Source organism: Streptomyces sp. NPDC048718 (genome assembly GCF_043198875.1).
GTDB lineage: Bacteria > Actinomycetota > Actinomycetes > Streptomycetales > Streptomycetaceae > Streptomyces.
In genome coordinates this window covers 427,479-449,850 of record NZ_JBICVG010000001.1, presented here as the reverse complement: position 1 = coordinate 449,850, position 22,372 = coordinate 427,479, and the positions used below count along the sequence as shown (strand labels likewise).

Sequence of the window (22,372 nt, the reverse complement as noted above, 5' to 3'; positions counted from 1 at the left end):
CACGCACGGTCAGCCCGCGCGGTGCACCACCGCGTCGCACATCTCCGCCAGGGCCGCCTTCGCGTACCCCTCGGGCAGCGGCGCCAGCATCGCGCGCGCCTCCTCGGCGTACCGCAGCGTGTCCTGCCGGGCCCGCTCCAGGGCCGGGTGGACCCGCAGCCGGGCGAGGGCCTCGGCGTGCCGGGCGTCGTCGGTCAGGTCGCCGTCGATGAGGGCGAGCAGGTCGAGGTCCTCGGGCCGCTGCTCGGCGGCGGCCGCGGCACGCAGGTAGAGCACCGGCAGGGTGGGCACGCCCTCCCGGAGGTCGGTGCCCGGGGTCTTGCCGGACTCGTGGGAGTCGGAGGCGATGTCGAGGACGTCGTCGGCGAGCTGGAAGGCGACGCCGAGCCGCTCCCCGTACTGGGTGAGGATCTCGACGGCGGACTCGTCGGCCCCGGCCATCATGGCGCCGAAGCGGCAGGAGACGGCGACGAGCGAACCGGTCTTGCCACTGAGGACGTCGAGGTAGTGCGCGACCGGGTCGCGGCCCTCCTGCGGGCCGGCGGTCTCCAGGATCTGGCCGGTCACGAGCCGCTCGAACGCCTCGGCCTGGATCCGGACGGCCTCGGGGCCGAGGTCCGCGAGGGTGTGGCTGGCGCGGGCGAAGAGGAAGTCGCCGGTGAGGACGGCCAGCGAGTTGCCCCAGCGGCTGTTGGCGCTGTCGACACCGCGCCGTACGGCCGCCTCGTCCATGACGTCGTCGTGGTAGAGCGTCGCGAGGTGGGTCAGTTCGACGACGACGGCCGAGGGCACGACGCCCGGGGCGTAGGGGTCGCCGAACTGGGCCGCGAGCATCACGAGGAGCGGACGGAACCGCTTGCCGCCCGCCAGCACCAGGTGCTGGGCGGCCTCGGTGATGAACGGCACCTCGCTCTTGGTGGCCTCCAGGAGGCCGGCCTCCACGGCGGCCAGACCGGTCTGGACATCGGCTTCGAGAGCCTGGTCCCGCACGCTAAGACCGAACGGCCCGACGACGGTCACGAGGGGATCTCCTGTCTGCTGAAGCCTGGCTACTGCGCTGTCCGTACGGGCGCCGACACTCGCACGTCACCCGGATGGTCACTCGGATTGTCGATGTGTCGGTCGATTCACTCAAGCCAGCGTATCCGGTCATGTTTCGATCACTGTGGGCACCCGCCCGTCGCCCCACATGTCTTTGATCACATAATCTGCCAATAAATGAGCGTTTTATTCTCACTGCTGCACGGTCGCCGCGCACACCTGGCGGAGCCGGTACGACAGCCTCCGTTTCCGGCCCCCGACCCAGGGCGGGACAAGGGCGGGACGGCGGCGCGACCGGGGTCGGGCAGGCGCGGGACGGAGCCGCGCCAGAGGCCGGACGCCCGGACCGACTCCCCGTCCACGCGGACAAGCCACCCGCGACCCGGCCGAGATCCGTCCACTCTCCTGCGGTACCGGTGTTGACGTACGCGTCCACGGAGCGGCCCACCCGGAGACCGGACACCCCCCTTCCACTCCCCCCTCTCGTCCCACCGCCGCACGTCGCGAGCGGTGCGGGCGCCGCGCGCTCGGCACGAACACTGTTCGAATTGCGGCGCCTTGCCCGTCACCCACGGTATGTTCCTGATCATCTGATACGACCAAGAGCACGTATTTTGTCCCGACTGTCGGTCGACCCGAGCCCGAGTTCCGAGTCCCGAGTCCCGAGGTGACCCGCCGATGACGAAGATCCGCACCGACTTCCCCTACGACACCCGCCACGAGGACCTCCGGATCCCGCTGCCGGACGGGACCGGGCTGTACGCGCGCGTATGGCGGCCGCTCACCGACACCCCCGTACCGGCGCTGCTCGAATACCTGCCGTACCGCCTCACCGACCGGACCGCGGCGCGCGACTGGCAGCGCCACCCCTGGTACGCGGGCCACGGCTACGCCTCCGTACGCGTCGACGTACGCGGCCACGGCAACAGCGAGGGGCTGCCCGGCGACGCCTACGACGCCGTCGAACTCGCCGATGGTGTGGCCGTCGTCGAATGGCTCGCCGCGCAGCCCTGGTGCGACGGAAACGTCGGCATGCTGGGCATCGGGTGGGGCGGCTCCAACTCGCTCCGGATCGCCGCCCTCGCGCCCGCGCCGCTGAAGGCGGTCGTCACCGTCTGCTCGACCGACGACCGCTACGACGACGGCACGTACTACCTGGGCGGCTCCGTCCTCGCCGCCGGCATGCCCGCCTGGGCCGCGACGCTGCTCGCCTTCGCCGCCCGCCCGCCGGACCCCCGGTACGTGGGCGAGAAGTGGCGCGCGATGTGGCTCGAACGCCTGGCGGCCCTGCGGCCCTTCCTCCCCACCTGGCTCGCCCACCAGACCCGCGACGACTACTGGCGGCGCGGCAACGTCCGCGAGAGCCACTCCGCGATCCGGGCCGCCGTGCTCGCCGTCGGCGGCCGGCGCGACCCGTACCGCGACACCGTCCTCCGGCTCGTCGAGCACCTGCCTCAGGACCGGGTGCGCGGCATCATCGGGCCCTGGTCGCACCAGTACCCGGACCGCGGGCTGACGTCCGGCCCTGCGATCGGCTTCCTTCAAGAGACGCTGCGCTGGTGGGACCACCACCTCAAGGGCGTGGACAACGACGTGATGGCCGAGCCGCTGCTGCGCTCGTGGATCAGCGCGTCGCACCCGCCCGCCACGGTGGGCGAAGAGTCGGCGGGTCGCTGGGTCACCGATCCGGCCTGGCCGTCGCCGCACGTCACGCCCGTCGCGTACGCCCTCCGGGGCGTGCCGGTCGTCGTGGACTCGCCGCAGCACACCGGGCTCGACGCGGGCCGCTTCCTCCCCTGCGGCGACGACGGCGACCTGCCGCCCGACCAGCGCGCCGAGGACGCCTACTCGGCCTGCTTCGACTTCCCCGTACCGGAAGCGGGAGCGGAAGCGGGAGGGGAAGCGGGAGGGGAAGAGGGCTGGGGCGGGGGCGAGGTCAGGGACGGGGACGGGCGCGGGGCGGCGATCGAGATCCTGGGGCGGCCGGCGGTACGGCTCTCGCTGCGCGCGCACGCGCCGACCGGGCAGGTCGTGGCCCGGCTGTGCGACGTCGCGCCCGACGGCACGTCCACCCTCGTCACCCGCGGCGCGCTCAATCTCTCGGCCCGCTACGGCCGGGACCGGGCCGTCGAGGCGGACGTCGGCGCGTGGGAGGACTACGTCTTCGAACTGAACGGCACCGGCCACGCCTTCCCGCCCGGTCACCGCATCCGGCTGGCCGTCTCCTCCGCGTACTGGCCCTGGCTGTGGCCCCAGCCCGACACGGGTGGTTTCACCCTCGACCCGGCCGGTTCGTCGCTCACGCTGCCCCTGCGCGCGCGTACGGAGGACGCGGTCGAGTTCGGCGAGCCCGAGCAGTCCGCGCCGCTGGGCGTGAGCCGGCCCGCCACCCTGGAGGAGCCCCGGCCGGAGCGGCTGGTGGTGCGGGACGTCGCGAGGGGCGAGTGGCGGCTGGAGGACGGCCCGCGCCGCGGAGGAACCCGGGTCCACCCGGACGGCCTGGAGTTCACGGAGGACGCCGTCGAGACGTACACGATCGGCGAGAAGGACCCGCTGTCCGCCCGTACCCGGTCGCGGTGGTCGATCCGGCTGCACCGGCCCGAGGCGGCCTGGGACGTACGGATCGAGACCCGGTCGGAGATCGCGTGCGACGCGGACGCGTTCCTGACGTCGGACGAGGTGGTCTGCCGGGAGGGCGGGGAGGTCGTGTTCCACCGGACATGGGAGGAACGGATTCCGCGGACAGCGGGGTGAGCCGCCGCCGCCCGGCCGAGGGCCCGCCGGCGGGCATCGTCCGCCGCACGGGCCCAGCGCGAAGGGGCTGTTCCGGAAGTCCGGAACAGCCCCTTCGCGCACTGCTTCAGCTCACCGGTTCTTCACGAGCGCGGGTACGAGCACGAGCCGTTCGCCTCGGTTCGGCGATCAGGCACCCATGCCGGCCTTGCGACGACGGACCATCACCATCGCGCCCGCGCCCAGGACCACGGCCGCGCCGCCCGCGAGGGCGAACGGAAGCGTGGACGAGCCCGCGCCGGTGTTGGCGAGGCTGCCGCTGGAGGTGGTGTTCACCGGGGTGGTGGAGGTGCCGCCCTGCGGGGTGCTGTTGCCGTTCCCGCTGTTGCTCGAACCACCGGTGGAACCGTTGTTGCTGTGACCGCCGTTGGTGCCGTTGTTGTTACCGGAACCGGGCTTGGCGGGCTTGACGATGCTGAACGTCGCGGAGTTGACGTCGGCCGCGGAACCGCAGTCCACGTCCTTGTTGACACGCAGGCCGAGCGCCATGACCGCGCCGTCACCGACCTTGGTCTTGGCCGGAACGGAGACCTTCAGCTTGAAGTCGACGGACTTGCCGCCGGCCAGGGGGGCACCGCTGTGGAAGCCCTCCTCGTCGTCCAGCGCCTTCCACGACGTGCCGGCGGTGGACCACGTGATGCCGAGGTCCTGCCAGTCGTAGCTGTTCGTCATGGCGAAGGCGGCGGCGTAGCCGCCGACCTCGTCGTACGACGTCGTGCCCTTGTTGGTCACCCGGAAGGTGAAGACGCCGCTGGAGCCGACCGCGATCTTGCTCGGGCCGGTGAGGGAGGTGCCGAGGTTCTTGTCCGTCGGGCAGTCGTCCGGCAGGCTCCCCTCGGCCTCGTCCAGCGCCTTCTCGGCGTCCTCGACCGCCTTCTCGGCGGTCTTCTCTGCCTTGCGGGCCTCGCTCAGAGCGGTGGCCGCGGCGACGCGCGCGTCGTCCAGGGCCTTCTGAGCGGAGACGACCTCGGCGGCCTTGGCGGTCGCGGTGGCCTGGGCGGCGGTGGCCGCGGTCTTCGCGTCGTCGACGAGCTTCTGGGCCGCGGCCTTCTGCTCGTCGGTGGCGTCCTCCGGCAGCGCGGCCAGGTCCTGCTCGGCCTTGGTGACGGCCGCGTCGGCGGCGGTCTTCGCGGCGGCGGCCTCGTCGGACGCCTTCTTCGCGTCCACGAGGGCGACGGCCAGCGGGTGGTCGGCCTTGGTCAGGGCCTCCAGGGCGGCGTCGGCCTTGGCGACGTTCTTCTTGGCCGTCTCGTAGGCGGCCTCGGCGGCGGCGAGCGCCAGCTCCAGGTCGTGGATGGAGGGCGCGTCGGCGGTCTGGCTCGCACCGGCGGCCGGCTTGGTGTCGGCGAACGCGGGCGCGGCGGAAAGGAACAGAGCCGGAGCGGTCACGGCGGCGGCCACGGCGGTCGCGGCAATACGACGAATCTTCACAAGGGACCTTTTCTGGTCGGACGAAGAAAATACGGCCAGTTGTATGTGGGTGGCCGCACCAGCGGGTCAACTCACGCGGCGCGGCGTCCCGGTAATCGTATGACTGGAATAAGGCCGTGGAATAGGGGTATTGGGGCGTGTGGCGCCGGCATATGTCGACACGGTGACTTCACTCGCGGCACATATGCCGAAAACCGGGACAGTTGCCCACGGAGGCCGCACTTTCTGTGTGACTCATGTCATCCGCACCCCGGCGTCGCATCGGTGTCCGGACGGGCCGTCCCGGCCCCGCCTCACGCCCTCGCGACTGGACGGAACCACTGGCGGCACTGGGCGAGCGGCGATTAGGGGGCACTCGTGCCGCAGCGACGGCCGGGGTCATCCGGACGGCTTGGACCTCATGTCGGGCGCGGTCGAGACGTACGCGACCCACGGGGCGGGCCCGGTGCCCGCTCGCGGCCACCGGCAGCGGAAGGGCCGCATTTCACTCGGCACGGGAAGAGTCAATTCCACATGCGGGGGGCCGCCGAGTCAAGCGCCTGACCGAAAGTCACCATCGCTCTACGGCAAGAGAATTACATGCACGTTCCAACGAGATGAGGGGCTGTTCCGGAATTCCGGAACAGCCCCTTCTGCGCCACTTCAGCTCAACGGCTCTTCACGAGCCGTCCCCATACGCGCTCAGGCGCTCACGCCGGCCTTTCGGCGACGGACCATCACCATCGCGCCCCCACCCAGGACCACGGCCGCACCGCCCGCGAGGGCGAACGGAAGCGTGGACGAGCCCGCGCCCGTGCTCGCGAGGTTGCCGCTGGAGGTGGTGTTCACCGGGGTGGTGCCGGAACCGCCCTGCGGGGAGCTGTTGCCGTTCCCGCCGCTGTTCGAGCCACCGGTGGAACCGTTGGTGCCGTGGCCGCCGTCAGAGCCGGTGCCGGACCCGGGCTTGCCCGCCTTGACGATGTCGAACGTGGGGTAACTGCCGTCGGACTCGCCGCAGGTCTTCTCGTCGTTCCTCCACTCGGCAAGGGCGACGATCCAGCCCCTGTGGAGGGTGGACTTGGCGTCGACCGAGACCTTCAGTTTGAGGTCGACGGACTTACCCGAGGCCAGGGCGCCAATGGAGAACCTGTTCCCCAGAGCCGGAACCTGCCTCCACGAAGAGCTGTTGGCGAAGGCCCACTCCACGGGGAAGACCTCCCGGTGCTTGCCCTCGCGTCCGTAGGCGTCGAATTCGACGGAGACCTTCTTGAAGTTGGTGCTGCTCGCGTTGGTCAGGCGGTAGGTGAACACCGCGCTCGAACCGCGCGCGATCCGCTCCGGCCCGGTGAGAGTGGCGGGGAATTCCCCGCTCCTCCAGCGGCACTCCGGCTGGGGCTCACCCGGCGTCGGCTCGCCGCCCGGTGCGCTGTTGAGCGCCTTCTCGGCCTTGGCCAGCGCCTCCTCGGCCGCGATCCGGTCCTGCTGGGCCAGATGCAGGGCCCGGGTAGCCGCGACGCGCGCGTCATCGAGGGCCTTGCCCGCGGCGGCGGCCTCGGCCGCCTTGGCGCCGGCGGTGGCCTCGGCGGTGGCGGCAGCGCTCTTCGCCGTGTCGACGGCCTGCCGCGCCCCGGCCTTCTCCTCCTCCGAGGCCCCCTCGGGCAGCTCGGCCAGCGCCTTCTCGGCAGCGGCCAGCGCCGCGTCGGCGGCGCTCTTCGCGGCAGCCGCGTCCTTGGACGCCTTCTCGGCCGCCTCGGCGGCGACCGCCAGCGGGTGATCCGCCTTGACGAGCGCCTCCACGGCGCCCGTGGCCGCCTCTTCGGCCTTCACGGCCTTGTCGAGTGCGGCCTTGGCGGCGGCCACCGCCTGCTTCAGCTCCTCATAGACCTCATCGACGGACTTGCTCGCGCTGGGGGCCGGCTCGGGGTCGGCGAACGCGGGCGCGGCGGAAAGGAACAGCGCCGGAGCGGTCACGGCGGCGGCCACGGCGATCGCCGCGATACCTCGAATCTTCACAAGGGACCTTTTCTGGTCGAATCGAAGAAGCAAAAACAACCTGTTGTCTGAGGGGGGGTGGCCGCGCCAGCGGGCCAACTCACGCGGCGCGCCATCCCGTTCATCGTAAGACGGCGAAATGTTCACAGAAGGGGGATGTGGACGCACCCGGCTCCGGCATATGCCAAGAATCCGGTCAGTTGCCCACGGAGGCCGCACTTTCTGTGTGACACATGCCATTCACTCGCTACGGCTCGCCCCCACGCCAAGGGGCCGCCCCGGTTTCCCGGAACGACCCCATGGTCACTGCTTCAGCACTTCACGCGCACGCTCAGGCGCCCGCGCCGGCCTTGCGGCGGCGGACCATCACCATCGCGCCCCCACCCAGGACCACGGCCGCACCGCCCGCCAGAGCGAACGAAAGCGTGGACGAACCGGCACCCGTGCTCGCGAGGTTGCCGCTGGAGGTGGTGTCCACCGGGGTGGTGCCGGAACCGCCCTGCGGGGCGCTGCCGTTCCCGTGGCTGCCCGAACCACCGGTGGAGCCGTTGTCGTCGTGACCACCGTTGGTGCCGTTTCCGTTGCCGGAGCCGGGCTTGGCGGCTTTGACGACCTTGAAGGTGGGCCAGAGGTCATCGTAGGGCCCGGCGCAGGACCTGTCGTCGTTCCATCTCTTGATATCGGCGTAGATCCAGCCCCCGGTGGCCGTGGACGTGGCGACGACCGAGACCTTGAGCTTGAACTCGAACGACTTGCCCGGGGCCAGCCGGGCACCGCTGCGAATGGGGCTCTTGGACGTGGTCTTCCACGACGGGCTGGTGGAGGAGGACCACTGCAGAGAGGCCCCCCTCATGGAGTGATCCAGGAATGCGTCGAAAAAGCCGCCGACTTCCCTGTAGGAGGTACTGCCCCCGTTGGTCAGGCGGAGCGTGAAGACCTCGCTGGAACCGGCGGCGATCTCCTTCGGCCCGGTGAGGGAGGCAAGGAAGTGCTCGTCCCTGTGGCACCCATCGCCCTCCTCCCCCGTCGTGCCCTCGGCGACCTTGAGCTCCCGCCTGGCCTCGTCGCGCACCGCCTCGGCGGCGTCCCGGTCCCGTTCCGCCAGGCGGTAGACCCGCTCTGCCTCGGCGCGCGCGTCGACCAGCGTCTTCTGCGCGGTGGCTGCCTCGGCGGCCTTGGCGGTCGCGGTGGCCTGGGCGGTCTCGGCGGCGGCCTTCGCGTCGTCGACGAGCCTCTGTGCCTCGGCCTTCTGCTCCTCGGTGGCGTCCTCGGGCAGCGCGGCCAGGTCCTGCTCGGCCTTGGTGACGGCCGCGTCCGCGGCGGTCTTCGCGGCGGCGGCCTCGTCGGACGCCTTCTTCGCCGCGCCGGCGGCGACCGCCAGCGGGTGGTCGGCCTTGTCGAGGGCCCGGGCGGCATCCCCGGCCGTTTCGAGGACCGCCTCGGCCTTGTCGTACGCGGCCTGGGCGGCGGCGAGCTCCTTCTTCAGCTCCGCGATGGGCTTCCGGGCGGTCTGGCTCGCACCGGCGGCCGGCTTGGCGTCGGCGAACGCTGGCGCGGCGGAAAGGAACAGGGCCGGAGCGGTCACGGCGGCGGCCACGGCGGTCGCTGCGATACGTCGCATCTTCACTGGGGACCTTTTCTGGTCGGACGAAGAGATTCAGCCTGCGGCGTGGGGGCCCGCGCCGGCGGAGGGACTCACGCGGCGCGACGCTGCGGCAATCGTATGACCGTAATCGGGGCATGGGGTAAGGGCGTTGCCGCGCGGGAGCGGCATATGTCGATACGGCGACCTTGCCGACGAGGCATATGCCAAGAATCCTGACAGTTGCCCATAGAGGCCGCACTTTCCGTGTGACACATGTCATCCGCGTCTCGGCGCCGGACCCGTAACGTGTCCCCCAACACACCAGGAAAGCGAGGTCAGCACGATGTCCACGCCGATGCCGAAGCCTGAGCGGAGCCCGCTCGACCTGCCCGAGGGCGACCCCTTCGGCCCGCACAACCTGCCCTACGGCGTGTTCTCCACGGCCGACGAACCCGAGCGACGCCGGCTCGGCGTCCGGATCGGCGGATACGTCCTCGACGCCGGCGCCGCCGCCCACGCCCTCGGCTCCCCGTACTCCACGCTGCTCGACCAGCCGAGCCTCAACCCGCTGCTCTCGGCGGGCCGCACCGTCTGGCGCGATGTACGGCGCGCGCTCACCGGCTGGGTGACCGTCCCCGCGCACCGGCCCGTCGTGGAGCCGCTGCTGCACCCGCTGGACACGGTCACGCTGCACCTGCCGTACGAGGTCGCCGACTACGTCGACTTCTACGCGAGCGAGCACCACGCCACCAACGTCGGACACATCTTCCGACCCGACGGCGACGCGCTCACCCCCAACTGGAAGCACCTGCCGATCGGTTACCACGGCCGGGCGGGCACCGTCGTGGTCTCCGGCACCGATGTCGTACGGCCCGCAGGCCAGCGCAAGACGCCCGCCGACCCGGCGCCGGTCTTCGGCCCGTCCGTCAAGCTGGACATCGAGGCGGAGGTCGGCTTCCTCGTCGGCACCCCGTCCCCGATGGGCCGCCCGGTCGGCCTCGGCGACTTCCGTGAGCACGTCTTCGGTCTGACGCTGCTCAACGACTGGTCGGCGCGCGACATCCAGGCGTGGGAGTACGTGCCGCTCGGCCCGTTCCTCGGCAAGTCCTTCCAGACCTCCGTCTCCGCGTGGGTGACCCCGCTGGAGGCCCTGGACGCGGCCCGGGTCGCGCCCCCCGCGCGGGACTTCGCGCTCCAGCCGTACCTCGACGACTCCGGCGAGGACGAGCCCGGCGGCTTCGACCTGCGGATCTCCGTCGCGATCAACGGGGAGGTGGTGGCCGAGCCGCCGTTCTCCACCATGTACTGGACGGCCGCCCAGCAGCTCGCCCACATGACCGTCAACGGCGCCTCGCTGCGCACCGGCGACCTCTACGGCTCCGGTACGGTCTCCGGCCCCGAGGTCGGCCAGCGCGGCTCGCTGCTCGAACTGACCTGGAACGGGCGCGACCCGATCGACCTGGAGGGCGGCAAGCGCACCTTCCTGGAGGACGGGGACGAGGTCACTCTGACCGCCTGGGCCCCGGGCCCGGACGGCACGCGGGTGGCGCTCGGCGAGGTCACGGGACGGATCGCCCCGAACGCCGGCTGACGGCCGCCCCGGGCCGAGAGGTCTACAGGCCGCCAGGCCGCAGGACGTACGCGAACGGCCGAGGGCCCGCTCCCGGAAGGGGGCGGGCCCTCGGCCGTTCTTCCGCGCGCCCCTTTCCGTAAGCCACCTCCGTAAGCCACCTCCGTACGCCCCTCCGCACTCCCCCCGAACGGGGGAAGCCTGGTAGAGGCACCCCGGCCGCGCGGTACATACCCGCGTGTGGCACCCATCCGTGCCGGCCGCGCGGCCACCCGTCCGGATGTGCCCGCGGCACCGAAGACCTCACCAGGAGAACCGATTCATGTTGAGGACCAGCCGTGCCCGGCGCGGGCTCGTTTCCTCCCTCGCCGGCCTCGCCCTGGCCGCCGGCACCGTCACGGGCCTCGGCACGCTGGGGACCGCCGCCGCGCACGCGACCACCCCGCCGCCGGCGGTCGGGGCGTCCGAGGTACCGCCGTCGGACGCCGTCCCCATTCCCCACCGGACCGCCGAGACCGCCCTCTACGCCGCGATGCGCCAGCTGTGGGCCCAGCACGTGCACTGGACGTACTCCACCTTCGAGGCCTTCTTCCACAACCCGGCCGCCCTCCAGCCGACGGCCAACCGGCTGCTGCAAAACCAGCGCGACATCGGCGACGCGCTCGCCCCGTACTACGGCCGCGCCACCGCCGACAAACTGACCGATCTGCTGCTCACCCACGTCAACGACGCCGTCCCGGTCCTCCAGGCCCTGAAGGACGGCGACGCCGCCGCCCTGAAGAAGGCGTCGGACGCCTGGTACGCCAACGCCAAGCAGATCGCGGACGCCCTCTCCGCCGCGAACCCCCATCACTGGCCCCGGCCGGTGATGGAGGCGGCGCTCAAGACGCACATCACGCAGACCGGCGTCTACGCCACGGACCTCTCCCGCGCCGACTACACGAAGGCGATCACCGACTTCGACGCGGCGGAGGAGCACATGGAGACGGTCGCCGACCTGCTCAGCAAGGGGATCGTCGCCCAGTTCCCGGGCCGCTTCACCCACTGAGTCCGTCCCTTCCCGGCCGCCTCCTGCCCCACCCCTCGCGGGCGTGGGACAGGAGGCGTCGCACGGCTGGTCGGCGCCCCCACCCCGCCGTATGGTGCGCACGGCGGGCCCGGTCCGAACAGGTCCGGAACCGGGGGACGTCCGATGACCGATCCGACAGGCATACCGCCCCGCGCACCACGCACGCCGAGAGCGCCGCTCGCGCCGCCCGTACCACCCGCACCACCCGCGCCTCTCGCGCCTCTCGCGCCTCTCGCGCCTCTCGCGCCTCTCGCGCCTCTCGACCGACGAGTGTTCGCCGTCGCCGCCGCCGTCTTCGCCGTCCTGATGGCGCTCTCCACGCGCTACGGATTCCACCGCGACGAGCTGTACTTCCTCGACTGCGCCCGCCACCTCCAGGCGAGTTACGTGGACCAGCCGGTCCTCGGCCCGCTGCTCGCCAGGGTCTCGCTCACCCTCTTCGGCGTCTCAGCGCCCGGTCTGCGGCTGTGGGCGGCGCTCGCCGCTGCGGGCACGGTCGCCGTAGGAGCCCTGACCGCACGGGAGTTCGGCGGCGAGCGGCGGGCCCAACTGCTCGCGGCGCTCGCGACCGCGACCATGCCGGTGCTGCTCGGCGCCGGGCACATCGCCAACACCACCCCGTACGAGACGCTCGCGTGGGCGGCGATCGCGCTGGTCGTCGTACGGCTCGGCCGGACCGGCGACACACGGTGGTGGCTCGCCGTGGGCGCGCTGGCCGGTGTCGGGGCGGAGTTCAACCATCTCGCCGCGATCCTCGGGGCCGTCCTGCTCGCCACGACACTGCTCGTCCCGGCCGCCCGGCGGACGGTCGCGGACCGCCGGCTGGTCGCGGGCGTGGCGATCGCCGTCCTGATCGTCCTGCCCGACCTGTGGTGGCAGGCGCGGCACGGCTGGGCCATGACGGAGATGACCCGCGCGCTGAACGCGGAGCACGGCGGCCCGGCGAACATCGTCGTATGGGTCGTGGGACAGCTCGGTGTGGCGTGCGTGGCGCTGATCCCGCTGTGGGTGGCGGGGCTGCGGCTGCTGTGGCGCGCGGACCGTCCGCTGTGGCGGTGCCTGGCGATCGCGTACGCCGTGCTGTCCGTCCTCTTCGCCGTGACGACCGGCGCTCAGATCTACTACCTGGCCGGGCTGTACGTGTGCCTGCTCGCGGCGGGCGCGACCGTCTTCGCGGGGAGTCTGCCGAGGCTGCTGACCGGGACGGCCGTCGCCACAGCGGTGTTCGCGCTGATCGTGCTGCCGGTGCTGCCGCCGTCGACGGCGGGCCTGACGTCCCGGGTCAGCAGCAACTCGGCGGAGAGCGTCGGCTGGCCCGAACTCGTCGGCACGGTACGGGAGGTGTGGGACGGGCTGCCGGCCGGGCAGCGCGCGCACGCGGTGCTCTTCGCCGCGAACTACGGCGAGGCGGGCGCGCTCAACGAGCTGGGGCGCGGCAGCGGGCTGCCCACCGCCGTCAGCCCGCACGACTCGGAGTGGTGGTGGGGGCCCGGCGATCCGCGCGCGACGACGGTGGTGGCCGTGGCGCCCGGGCCCGAGCACGCCCCGGAGTACGCCGCCTACCTGCGCCGCTTCTTCCGGCACGTCACGGTCGCCGCCACTCTCTCCAACACCGCCGGCGTCCACAACATCGAGTGGGGCGGGCACGTCTACCTCTGTGCCGGGCCACGCCGCCCCTGGGGTGACATCTGGCCCGGGCTGCGGCATTACGCGTAGCTCCACGCGCGCGTGCGGCCAGACTCGTCGCCATGAGCGGACGAGCGGCCTTTGGAAGCGCCGGGGGACCCACGGCGGGGGGACCCACGGCCGCGGCCCCCGTATCCCCCGTGCCGGACCGGCGGCGGATGTGGCCGTTGTACGCGGCCGGGTTCACCACCGCCTTCGGCGCGCACGGCATCGCGGCCAATCTGGGCGCGGACCTGGGTGCGGGCGGCTCCGGCTCGGGCGGCGCGGAGCTGGCCCGGTCGGTGCTGTACCTGGGGGTGCTGCTCGCGCTGTACGACGCGGCGGAGGTCGTCCTCAAGCCGGTGTTCGGCACGCTCGCCGACCGGATCGGGGCCCGGCCGGTGCTGCTGGGCGGGCTCGCCGCGTTCGCCGCCGCGTCCGCGCTGTACGTGGCGGTGCGCCAGCCGGGCTGGCTGTGGGCGGCGCGGCTGGGGCAGGGGGCGGCGGCGTCGGCGTTCTCACCGGCCGCGTCGGCGCTGCTGGTACGGCTGAACCCGGCGGCCCGGCACGGGCGGGCGTTCGGCTCGTACGGCTTCTGGAAGAGCGCCGGGTTCACGGCGGGGCCGCTGCTCGGCGGTGTGCTGGTGTGGGCGGGCGGGCTGACGCCGCTGTTCGGCGTGATGACGGGGCTGGCCGCGGCGGTCGCGCTGTGGGCCGCGCTCGCCGTACCGGCCGTACCGCCGCTGCCGAGGGCCCGGCAGACGCTCGCGGACCTGGCCCGCCGGCTGACCGACGGGGCGTTCGTCCGGCCGGTGCTGGCCCTGGCGGCGGCCACCGCCGCGCTGTCGGTCGGCGTCGGGTTCCTGCCGCTGTCCGGGCGGGCGGACGGGCTGTCGCCGGTCGCGACCGGGGCGGCGGTGTCCGCGCTGGCCGCGTGCGCGGCCTTCGTACAGCCATGGGCCGGACGGGCCCTGGACGCGGGGCGGCTGACGCTGCGGACCGGGCTGTCCGCCGGGCTCGCCGTGACCGCGTGCGGCATGGCCGCCGCGGTCCTGCCCGGGGTGGCCGGACTGCTCGTCGCGGCCCTCCTGACCGGCGCGGGCACCGGCCTCATCACCCCGCTCGGCTTCGCCGCGCTCGCCGCCACGACCCCGGAAGCGCGGATCGGGCAGACCATGGGGACGGCCGAGATCGGGCGCGAACTGGGCGACTCCGGCGGCCCGTTGTTCGTCGCCGCGATCGCCACCGGGGCGGGCCTCGCGTGGGGCTTCACGGCGCTCGCACTGCTCACGGCGCTCCTGATCCCGCTGGCCCTGACGACCCCGCGCGCGACCGTGCCGGCCTGAGCCCGGCCCGCTCACCGGCTGCGGGAAGGGTACGGGCGCGGGTGCGGGTGCGGGTGCGGCAGGACCGGCGGGTCACTGGATCAGATCGATGTGCGGATGCGCGGGAGAGGCCGGGCACACGTAGATCTGCATGTTGTCGGTGCTGCCCACCTCGACCGCTGTCGGCTGATCGGGCCTCCGGGCGGCGTAGTAGTCGCCGTAGGCGGCGGCCCGGTCCTCGTACGGCGCCCAGCCGCGCCCCTCGTCACCGTCCCACTCGAAGGAGGCGATGGTCAGCAGCGGCACCATCCTCGTCTCGCAGACGGCACAGTCCCAGGGGGACGCGTCGGTGCGGCCCCACGGCGGCCAACCCCCGGCCTTCCAGCCCGGAGCGTGGGCGAGACGCGCGTCGTAGAACTCCACCGGATAGTCCGCGTAGGAGCTGTCCACCCCGGCGCCGGCCGCCTGCCATCTGCCCCAGTCCGCCACCAACCCCCGCATCTCCGGGGCGAGATCGAGACTGTCGGGGTACTCGGTGATCGCTTCCGGTGCCAGCAGGCACGGCTCCGGCAGATAGCCCGACCAGTTCACCTCGTACGGCTCCGGCGGGGCGTCGAGGATGTCGACGACCTCGGCGGCCGAGCGCCAGAACAGCGCGGTCGCGGGCTTGTGGTCGGGATCGTGGTCGTAGGGGCACCAGAGGACCTGGAGCACATCGGCGCCGCCGGGCGGCCGCAGCAGGGGCACGTCCCGCACGTACAGCTGGGCCACGGGCAGCAGGGGGACCGGGCACTCCGCAGGCGGCGGGGCGAGGGCGTGGCGCGCCGCGAGTCGCGCGGCGGCGCGTTCCCTGAGCGCCACCTCCTCGGATGTCGGCTCGACGCCACCGGAATCGGGGTGCCACCGGTCCCGCAGGCGTCTCTCCAGCCGCACCTCCTCGGGCGACTGGCGGAACCCGCTGTCGATGTGCAGGTGCGAGTCCTGGCAGAGCGGCCATGGCTCCCCGGCGGGCCACAGCAACGGCCCTCCGACCGAACTGTCCCCGACCGTGGGCGATCCCGGGCGGGGATGCAGCCGGATCGCTGGACGGGCCAGCGGAGCCAGCTCGGGAAAGACCTCGGTCACCTCGACGGGCCGAGGCGGAGTCGTACGTACGAATTCCATGCCGGTGATCCTGACACCGGCCACTGACAGACACCCCCGCCCGCCCCGTGCCACTTCAACTGGTGTCGGTGCGCCCCTGCTTGCTCGCCTCGACGGCGGACCTACGATCATCCCTCATGACCTCCGCACTGATTCTCGTCGACCTGATGCCGCGCATCATCGACCTCCCCCTCGCCCCGCACACCGGCGACGAAGTACTGGCCCGCTGCCGCGAGTTGGCCGCGTCCTTCCGGGCGAGCGGACGGCCGGTGATTCAGGTCCGGGTGGAGCGCCCGAACGTCGACGAGCAGCCGCCGGGCAGCGGCTTCGCCCCCGGCCTCGTCCACGGTGACGACATCATGGTGGTCAAGCGGACCATCGGCGCGTTCTACGGCACCGACCTGGACGAGCGGTTGCGCGAACGGAGCGTGGACACCGTGGTGATCGCCGGGCTGGTCACCACGATGGGCGTCGAGTCCACCGCGCGGGCCGCGGCGGACCACGGCTACCGGCTGGAGTTCGTGGCCGACGCGATGTCCGGACTCGCCGCGGACGAGCACGAGTTCGCTGTGGAGCGGGTCTTCCCGCGCTTCGGCGAGGTACGCAAGACCGCCGACTACAGCTGACGCGCCGGCCCGGCGGGCCGGTCCCGGCCTGCCGTCAGCGACTGTCCGCCGCGGTGAGCTGGGTGAGGTCGACGGATCCCGCGCCGAGTTCAGGCCAGGGCAGGAGGATCCACAGGGCGGTGAGGGCGAGGAGAGCCGCGAGGAAGGCAGCCGCGCCCGTGCGTCCGTGCGCCCAGCCGGCCCGGAAGCGGACCGGATCCTCCACCAGGACCTTGGAGAGCCAGGCCGCCGCGAGGGAGACGGCGAGGAGGACGGCCGTGCGACACCAGCCGGTCAACCCCAGCCGGTCCTCGGAGAGCAGGACGTACACCGGCCAGTGCCACAGATAGAGGCTGTACGAGAGCACACCGAGGCCGCGCAGTGGCGGTGCGGCGAGGGCCCGGCCCAGGGGGCCGCGCGGGGCGTGGGCGAGGCAGGCGATGAGCAGCGCCGCGGTCAGGGCGTGCAGGAAGAGGCCGCCCTGGAACAGGCCGGGGGTTTTCTGTCCGTCGGCGGTGAACCAGTACACGGCGAGCGCACATCCCAGGATCAGGGCGCACCGGCCCAGCATCCGGTCGCCGAGCCGGCCCAGCAGCCGCGCGACGGGAGTCGTGGCCGCCAGCGAGCCCAGGAGCAGGGAGAAGGCGCGGGTGTCGGTGCCCTCGTACACCCGGGTCGAGTCGACCGGATCGCGCAGCACCAGCATGAGGCCGAGGGAGAGGGCCGCCCCGGCCGCCGCTACCGCCGCGACCCGGCGCTCGGCTCTCTCACTGTTCCCGCCGCCTCGCACGAGGAGCACGAGGAACAGGGGCCACACCAGGTAGAACTGCTCCTCGACCGCGATGCTCCACAGATGGCTGAAGACCTGGGTCGCGGACGCCTGCCAGTAGCCGGCTTGATCGGCGATGAAGTGCCAGTTGGCGAGGTTGGCGACCACCCACGGGGCGTCCTTGAGGGCCTGCCGCCGCACGGGGCCGCCGCCACATGCCCAGGTCAGGAGCAGAGTGCCGGCCACCATCACGATCAGAGCGGGCGAGAGCCGTCTGGCCCTGCGTCCCCAGAAGGCGGCCAGCCGGATCCGGCCGGCGGTCTCTCGGGTGGCCCGGGCCTCCTTCAGGAGCAGGCCGGTGATGAGGAAGCCGGAGAGGACGAAGAAGAGGTCCACGCCCAGGAAGCCGCCGGCGAAGCACCCCGCGTGGAACAGCAGTACGCCCAGAACGGCCACTCCGCGCAGCCCGTCGAGCGCCGCGATGTGACGGGTGCGCGAGGTGGGGGACGAGCCGGCCGGCGACGCGGCGGGCGTTCGGCGGTGCGTGCCCCGTGGGGGCGATGGCGGGGACGGCGGCGCGGACACGGGTCTCCTTGGTCGGCGGGTGAAGCGGGATTTCGGGTAAGGGAGGCGGGGCCGTTTTCGGAGAGGCTCAGGCGCAGCCGAGTGAGCCGTACACCTTGGCGCCCGTCCACGAGCCGGTGGCCCACTGCTCCGGGGCGGCGGGAGTGAAGCCGTACCGCTGGTTCAGCTCCTTGCCGAACCAGGCGGCGAAGGCTGCCGAACCCTGCTGGCAGGAGTGGATGCCGTCCCCGCCGCGCCGCGCCTTGGCGGCGGTGCCGTCCGCGCCCCAGAGGGCGGAGGCGTCGAGGAAGCGCACGGTGTCCGGATGCCGCGCGGCCACCTCGCGGGCGGACTGGGGGGCCGTCTTGATGGCGGCCTCGTGCGGCTTGTAGAAGTCGTCGATCTTGAACGGCGGGGCGGAGACGATCAGGAGGTCGGCGCCCGCGTCGTTCACCGTCTTGACGAGGCGTTCGTATCCGGCACGCTGTTCCTTCGCGGTGCCCCAGTCGTAGGTGGTGATCTGGTACGCCACGAGGTCCGGTTTGAACGAAGCCAGCTTCTTGGGCAGTTCGTCCCAGGTCGGGGCGGCGATCTCGCCGATCACACCACCACCGCCCGCGGCGGCCATCGACGCGAACTCGGCCCCGCCCGCTTTGATCGCGGCGCCGAGGGCGGGCGCCTCGGCCTCGCCGATGGAGTCGCCCATCCAGAGCAGCCGGCGCGGTGTGGTGTCCTGCGCCGTCCCGGTCCGCGCGGTCGTGGCGGCGACGCCGCTCCTGGTTCCGGTGGCGGAGTCCTGGCAGGCGGTGAGGCCGAGTGCGGCGGAGGTGGCGACGAGGGTGAGACAAAGTGCCCGGGAACGCGTGCGGGTGCAGAGCTTCATGACGGGTGCGGGGCCTTTCACGGGGGTGAGTGGAAAAGAGGAAAGAGGGGGGTTCAGCCGGCTTGGGGGAAGGCGAACGCGTAGCCCCGTTCGGTGAACCAGGGCAGGAGTCGTTCCAGGGCCTCCATCGACTGCGCGCGGTTGCCGCCGCTGTCATGGAGGAGAACGGTCGGGCCCTTGGCGATCTGCCGCTGTACAGCGCGGACGATCTGGTCCGTGCCGGGCCGCTCGTAGTCGGCAGGGTCGACGTTCCAGCCCAGGTTGCGCATGCCGTGAGCGGCCGCGATCTGCCGGCTTTCGGGCGTGAAGGCGCCGCCAGGTGCCCGGTAGTACCAGACGCGGGCGCCGCCGGACGCCTGGTCGATCATGCGCTTGGCGTCCACGATCTCCTTCTGCTGGTACGCGACCGGCTTCCCGTCCATCGCGGTGTCGTGGCTGACCGCGTGGTCGCACAGACGGTGGCCCTCGGCCACGATCCGCCGGACCAGGTCGGGATGTGCGGCGGCGTTCGGGCCCGTCACACAGAACACGGCCTTCGCCTTGTGCTCGCGCAGCAGCTCCAGGGCCTTCGGGGTCCAGCGGGGATCCGGGCCGTCGTCCAGGGTGATGTTCACCGTCCGGCCGGGGACCTCGGACTCGCGGACGATCGCCATGTCCACGGTCGGTCGTGGCAGCGAGGCCGAGACCTCGTCCAGGCCGTGGCCCGCGGCAGCGGCGGCCAGGCCCGGGGAACCTCCTGCCGTGAAGAGCGTGACGACCGCGGCCCCGCCCAGAGCGAGGATCACCGCCGCCGCCGTCACCCCTCGGCGGACGGCGCCGGTACGGCGAGTCCTCGCCCGGTGGTGTGCCGTCGCCGGGAGGGCCGTCCCGCTGGTGTGCCGTGCGTCGCTCATGCCTTCGACGAAATCAGCGGGAACGGTCGATATGGGAGGCTGTCATCGTTTCATCACGAAAAGCGGAGCCGCCCGTCATACGCTTCGAGCACTCTGGTCGAAGTACCTCAGACAACAGCCCGCCGGAGAAGAGCACCCCCGCCATGCCCCGAGTCCTGCTGATCGAAGACGACCTCGCCGTACAGAAGGGCGTGTCCCTCGCGCTCAAGCGCCGCGGACACGAGGTGGAGATCGCGGCCAGCGGCGAGACCGGCCTGCTCGCGCTGGAGCGCTACCGGCCCGATCTGGTGCTCCTGGACCTGATGCTGCCGGGCATGAGCGGTCTGGAGGTCTGCCGCCGCATCCGGGAGAGCAAGCAGATCCCGATCATCATCCTGTCCGCCCGAGGCGACGACATCGACGTGGTCGTGGGCCTGGAGGCCGGAGCCGACGACTACATCGTCAAGCCGGCCGGCGGGGAGATCCTGGAAGCCCGCATCAAGGCGGTCCTGCGCCGGGTCGCCCCCTCCCCCGACGGGGCGGCGGCCGACCCCGCCGCCCAGGCGCCCTTTGGCCCGGAGCGTCACGGGAACCTCGTCATCGACCGTACGGCGCTGATCGTGACCCGGAACGGCGCGGAGCTGCCCCTCGCCCCGTCCGAACTCAAACTGCTGCTCTTCCTGTCCGCGGCCCCCGGACAGGTCTACAGCCGGCAGCAGCTCCTGGAACAGGTCTGGGAGCACTCCTTCTACGGCGACGACCGCCTCGTCGACGCCTGCGTGATGCGGCTGCGCGCCAAGATCGAGGACGACCCGCGCGCGCCGCTGTACGTGCGGACCGTACGTGGCTTCGGCTACCGCTTCGGACCTGTCGGATGACCTTCCGGCTCCGCCTCCCCCGCGGCCTGCGCGTGCGGCTCGTGGTCACCTTCCTGCTGGCCGTGGCCTTCGGCTCGCTGCTCACGGCCGGACTCACCTTCCAGCAGGCGCGCTCGGCGATCCTGGACCGCACTCGGGCCGGCGCCATCGCCGACCTGCGCGCCCAACTCGACTCGCTCGCCCCCGGCCTGCCCTTCCCACCCCGCGCCGAGGACCTGCGCGATCTGACCCGCCAGCTCGACCGGACGGGCGGCGCCCGCACCTGGCACACCTCTGCCACCTACCAAGACGGTCCGCTCGTCTCCGCGACCCGCGGAAACCCGCCCATCCCCGCCGGGCTGCGCGCGGAGGCGGCGGTACGGAACGGGTCCGGGGCCGCGTATCAGCGCGTCCAGCACGCGGGCCGTCCATGGCTGACGCTCGCGATGCCCGTCGTGTACGCCGACGAGCCGGGAGCGGCCGACGCCTCCCGCACCCCCTCCGGCCTGACCGTCTACGCCTCCCTCCCGCTCGACGCGGACGAGGCCGACATCGCGGCGCTGCTCACCGCAGCCGAGGTCGGAGCGGTGCCGGCCCTCGCCCTCGCCCTCGCGCCCGCCCTGCTCGCCGCCCGCCGCGTGCTGCGCCCCGTACGCCGCCTCCATGCCGGCGCCGAACGGATCGCCGCCGGCGAACTCGGCACCCGGCTCGATGTGCAAGGGCACGACGAACTCGCCGACCTCACCCGCACGTTCAACACCATGGCCGAGACCCTCCAGCACGACGACGCCGAGCTGCGCCGGATGGAAGCGGGCGCCCGCCGCTTCGCCGCCGACGTCTCCCACGAACTGCGCACCCCGCTCGCCGCGATGAGCGCGGTCACCGAAGTGCTCGACGAGGACGCGGCCTCCGGCATCCTGCCGCCCGACACCGCCGACGCCGTACAGCTGGTCAGCGACGAGACCCGTACGCTCGCCCGGATGGTCGAGGACCTGATGGAGGTCTCCCGCTTCGACGCCGGAACCGCCCCGCTACGGGCCGAGAATGTCGACCTGCGCCTCCTCGTCGACAAGACCCTGCACGTGCGCGGCTGGCATGGCGACCAACGGATCACCGTCGAACCGGGCGATCCCGTCCCCGTCCACGTCGACCCGCGCCGCATCGATGTCGTCCTCGCCAACCTCGTCGGCAACGCCCTGCGCCACGGCCGCCCCCCGGTCACCATCCGCGTACGTGCCGAGGGCGGCCAGGCGGTCGTCACGGTGATCGACCACGGTCCCGGCATCCCCGAACACGCCCTGCCCCATGTCTTCGACCGCTTCTACAAGGCCGACACGGCCCGCACCCGCTCCGAAGGAAGCGGTCTCGGTCTCGCTCTCGCCCGCGAGAACGTCCTCCTGCACGGCGGCACCCTGACCGCCGCCAACGCCCCTGGTGGCGCCGGGGCCGTGTTCACCCTCACCCTGCCCCTCGCCACCGCCACTCCAGCCCCACCGGAACCCCGATGACCCGGCGCCTCCCCGCAACCGCCCCGCTCGCCCCGCTCGCCCCGCTCGCCCCGCTCGTCCTGTCGGTCCTTCTGGCCGTGACCGCCGCCGGCTGCGGCGTCACCTCCACCGCCCCGACCCCCGCCGGAGCACCCGCCTCCGGCATCCAGCGCCCCGGCACCACGGCCCGCACCGCGCAGCTCTACTTCGCCGGCCCGTACGGCGTCCGCGCCGTCAACCGTCCCGCCGACCGCCCCCTCAGCCCCCAACAGGCCCTCGACCTGCTCCTGGAAGGCCCCACCCCCGCCGAACGGGACCGCGGCCTGACCACCCATGTCCCCCCGATGGCCGGACGGCTCACCGCGACCGCCGGCCGCGGCGCCGTCGACATATACGTGCCCAGCACGGTCAGCAGCGGCGACCTCGATGTCACCGCCATCGCTCAGCTCGCCTGCACCGCGGCCCACGCCCACGTCCCCGGCGGCCGCCCCGCCACCCAGGTCGACATCCGCGTCCATGAGAACCTCACCCCCTCCCAGGCTCCCTGGACCATCCGCTGCGGCCCGAACGGCACCGTGACTCCGGTGACCGGCTGAGGAGGGCCGTCGACCAAGGGCGTGGGGGCGAGCCCGCCCATGAGAAAGCGTGGGGGGGGGGGGGGGGGGGGGGGGGGGGGGGGGGCGCGGGGGGGGGCGCGGGGGGGGGGGGGGGGGGGGGGGGGGGGGGGGGGGGGGGGGGGACG

17 protein-coding genes are annotated in these 22,372 nt (G+C 72.7%); 9 read left to right on the top strand and 8 right to left on the bottom strand.

What is annotated here, in order from left to right; translation table 11 throughout:
* Positions 1 to 9: 9 nt before the first annotated feature.
* Complete coding sequence (locus ACGFRB_RS02125; protein WP_363002536.1) at positions 10 to 1,020, bottom strand: polyprenyl synthetase family protein; 1,011 nt, start codon at positions 1,018 to 1,020, stop codon at positions 10 to 12.
* 699 nt (positions 1,021 to 1,719) lie between these two features.
* Here ACGFRB_RS02125 and ACGFRB_RS02120 point away from each other — a divergent pair.
* Positions 1,720 to 3,795, top strand: a complete 2,076-nt coding sequence (locus tag ACGFRB_RS02120) for a CocE/NonD family hydrolase (RefSeq protein WP_393237803.1) — start codon at positions 1,720 to 1,722, stop codon at positions 3,793 to 3,795.
* Positions 3,796 to 3,963: 168 nt separating this feature from the next.
* Here ACGFRB_RS02120 and ACGFRB_RS02115 read toward each other — a convergent pair whose 3' ends face one another.
* From ACGFRB_RS02115 to ACGFRB_RS02105, 3 genes are all read right to left on the bottom strand, one after another.
* Entirely contained in the window at positions 3,964 to 5,265 is a 1,302-nt protein-coding gene (locus tag ACGFRB_RS02115; RefSeq protein ID WP_393237801.1) for an LPXTG cell wall anchor domain-containing protein, read from the bottom strand.
* Positions 5,266 to 5,946: 681 nt separating this feature from the next.
* On the bottom strand, positions 5,947 to 7,257 hold the full coding sequence (locus tag ACGFRB_RS02110) for an LPXTG cell wall anchor domain-containing protein (RefSeq protein WP_393237798.1): 1,311 nt from the start codon (positions 7,255 to 7,257) through the stop codon (positions 5,947 to 5,949).
* A gap of 310 nt (positions 7,258 to 7,567) precedes the next feature.
* Complete coding sequence (locus ACGFRB_RS02105) at positions 7,568 to 8,857, bottom strand: LPXTG cell wall anchor domain-containing protein (protein ID WP_393237795.1); 1,290 nt, start codon at positions 8,855 to 8,857, stop codon at positions 7,568 to 7,570.
* A 319-nt stretch (positions 8,858 to 9,176) separates the two neighbouring features.
* Here ACGFRB_RS02105 and fahA point away from each other — a divergent pair, with 319 nt between their 5' ends.
* The 4 genes from fahA (at position 9,177) to ACGFRB_RS02085 (ending at position 14,471) form a co-directional block, all read left to right on the top strand.
* Positions 9,177 to 10,412 carry a fumarylacetoacetase gene (fahA, locus tag ACGFRB_RS02100; RefSeq protein WP_393237792.1) on the top strand — a complete coding sequence of 412 codons (1,236 nt, stop codon included), beginning with the start codon at positions 9,177 to 9,179 and terminating at the stop codon, positions 10,410 to 10,412.
* Positions 10,413 to 10,713: 301 nt separating this feature from the next.
* Positions 10,714 to 11,439 carry a hypothetical protein gene (locus ACGFRB_RS02095; protein ID WP_393237789.1) on the top strand — a complete coding sequence of 242 codons (726 nt, stop codon included), beginning with the start codon at positions 10,714 to 10,716 and terminating at the stop codon, positions 11,437 to 11,439.
* A 291-nt stretch (positions 11,440 to 11,730) separates the two neighbouring features.
* Positions 11,731 to 13,176, top strand: coding sequence for an ArnT family glycosyltransferase (locus tag ACGFRB_RS02090; RefSeq protein ID WP_393237785.1), 1,446 nt, complete (start codon positions 11,731 to 11,733; stop codon positions 13,174 to 13,176).
* A 128-nt stretch (positions 13,177 to 13,304) separates the two neighbouring features.
* Entirely contained in the window at positions 13,305 to 14,471 is a 1,167-nt protein-coding gene (locus ACGFRB_RS02085; protein ID WP_393238218.1) for an MFS transporter, read from the top strand.
* A gap of 72 nt (positions 14,472 to 14,543) precedes the next feature.
* On the opposite strand, the gene ACGFRB_RS02080 is transcribed toward ACGFRB_RS02085, so the two are convergent.
* Positions 14,544 to 15,614, bottom strand: a complete 1,071-nt coding sequence (locus tag ACGFRB_RS02080) for a hypothetical protein (protein ID WP_393237782.1) — start codon at positions 15,612 to 15,614, stop codon at positions 14,544 to 14,546.
* Between the two features lie 116 nt (positions 15,615 to 15,730).
* Between ACGFRB_RS02080 and ACGFRB_RS02075 the strand changes: the two genes are divergently transcribed.
* Positions 15,731 to 16,219 (top strand): isochorismatase family protein, encoded by a 489-nt coding sequence (locus tag ACGFRB_RS02075; RefSeq protein ID WP_393237779.1) that lies wholly within the window; start codon positions 15,731 to 15,733, stop codon positions 16,217 to 16,219.
* Positions 16,220 to 16,253: 34 nt separating this feature from the next.
* On the opposite strand, the gene ACGFRB_RS02070 is transcribed toward ACGFRB_RS02075, so the two are convergent.
* The 3 genes from ACGFRB_RS02070 to ACGFRB_RS02060 form a co-directional block, all read right to left on the bottom strand.
* A complete protein-coding gene (locus tag ACGFRB_RS02070; protein ID WP_393237776.1) occupies positions 16,254 to 17,552 on the bottom strand; it encodes an acyltransferase family protein in 1,299 nt (432 codons plus the stop codon).
* Between the two features lie 67 nt (positions 17,553 to 17,619).
* Positions 17,620 to 18,414, bottom strand: a complete 795-nt coding sequence (locus tag ACGFRB_RS02065; protein WP_393237773.1) for an SGNH/GDSL hydrolase family protein — start codon at positions 18,412 to 18,414, stop codon at positions 17,620 to 17,622.
* A gap of 53 nt (positions 18,415 to 18,467) precedes the next feature.
* The gene (locus ACGFRB_RS02060) at positions 18,468 to 19,307 is read right to left on the bottom strand and encodes a polysaccharide deacetylase family protein (protein ID WP_393237770.1); all 840 of its coding nucleotides are present in this window, start codon (positions 19,305 to 19,307) and stop codon (positions 18,468 to 18,470) included.
* A gap of 143 nt (positions 19,308 to 19,450) precedes the next feature.
* Between ACGFRB_RS02060 and ACGFRB_RS02055 the strand changes: the two genes are divergently transcribed.
* Genes ACGFRB_RS02055 through ACGFRB_RS02045 form a run of 3 tightly spaced genes read left to right on the top strand, consistent with a single transcriptional unit; the run spans position 19,451 to position 22,226 of the window.
* Complete coding sequence (locus ACGFRB_RS02055) at positions 19,451 to 20,164, top strand: response regulator (RefSeq protein ID WP_393237767.1); 714 nt, start codon at positions 19,451 to 19,453, stop codon at positions 20,162 to 20,164.
* Positions 20,161 to 21,651, top strand: a complete 1,491-nt coding sequence (locus tag ACGFRB_RS02050; protein ID WP_393237765.1) for a sensor histidine kinase — start codon at positions 20,161 to 20,163, stop codon at positions 21,649 to 21,651. The genes ACGFRB_RS02055 and ACGFRB_RS02050 overlap by 4 nt, the downstream gene beginning before the upstream one ends.
* A complete protein-coding gene (locus ACGFRB_RS02045) occupies positions 21,648 to 22,226 on the top strand; it encodes a hypothetical protein (RefSeq protein ID WP_393237762.1) in 579 nt (192 codons plus the stop codon). Before ACGFRB_RS02050 ends, ACGFRB_RS02045 begins: the two co-directional genes overlap by 4 nt.
* The last annotated feature ends 146 nt before the right edge of the window (positions 22,227 to 22,372 follow it).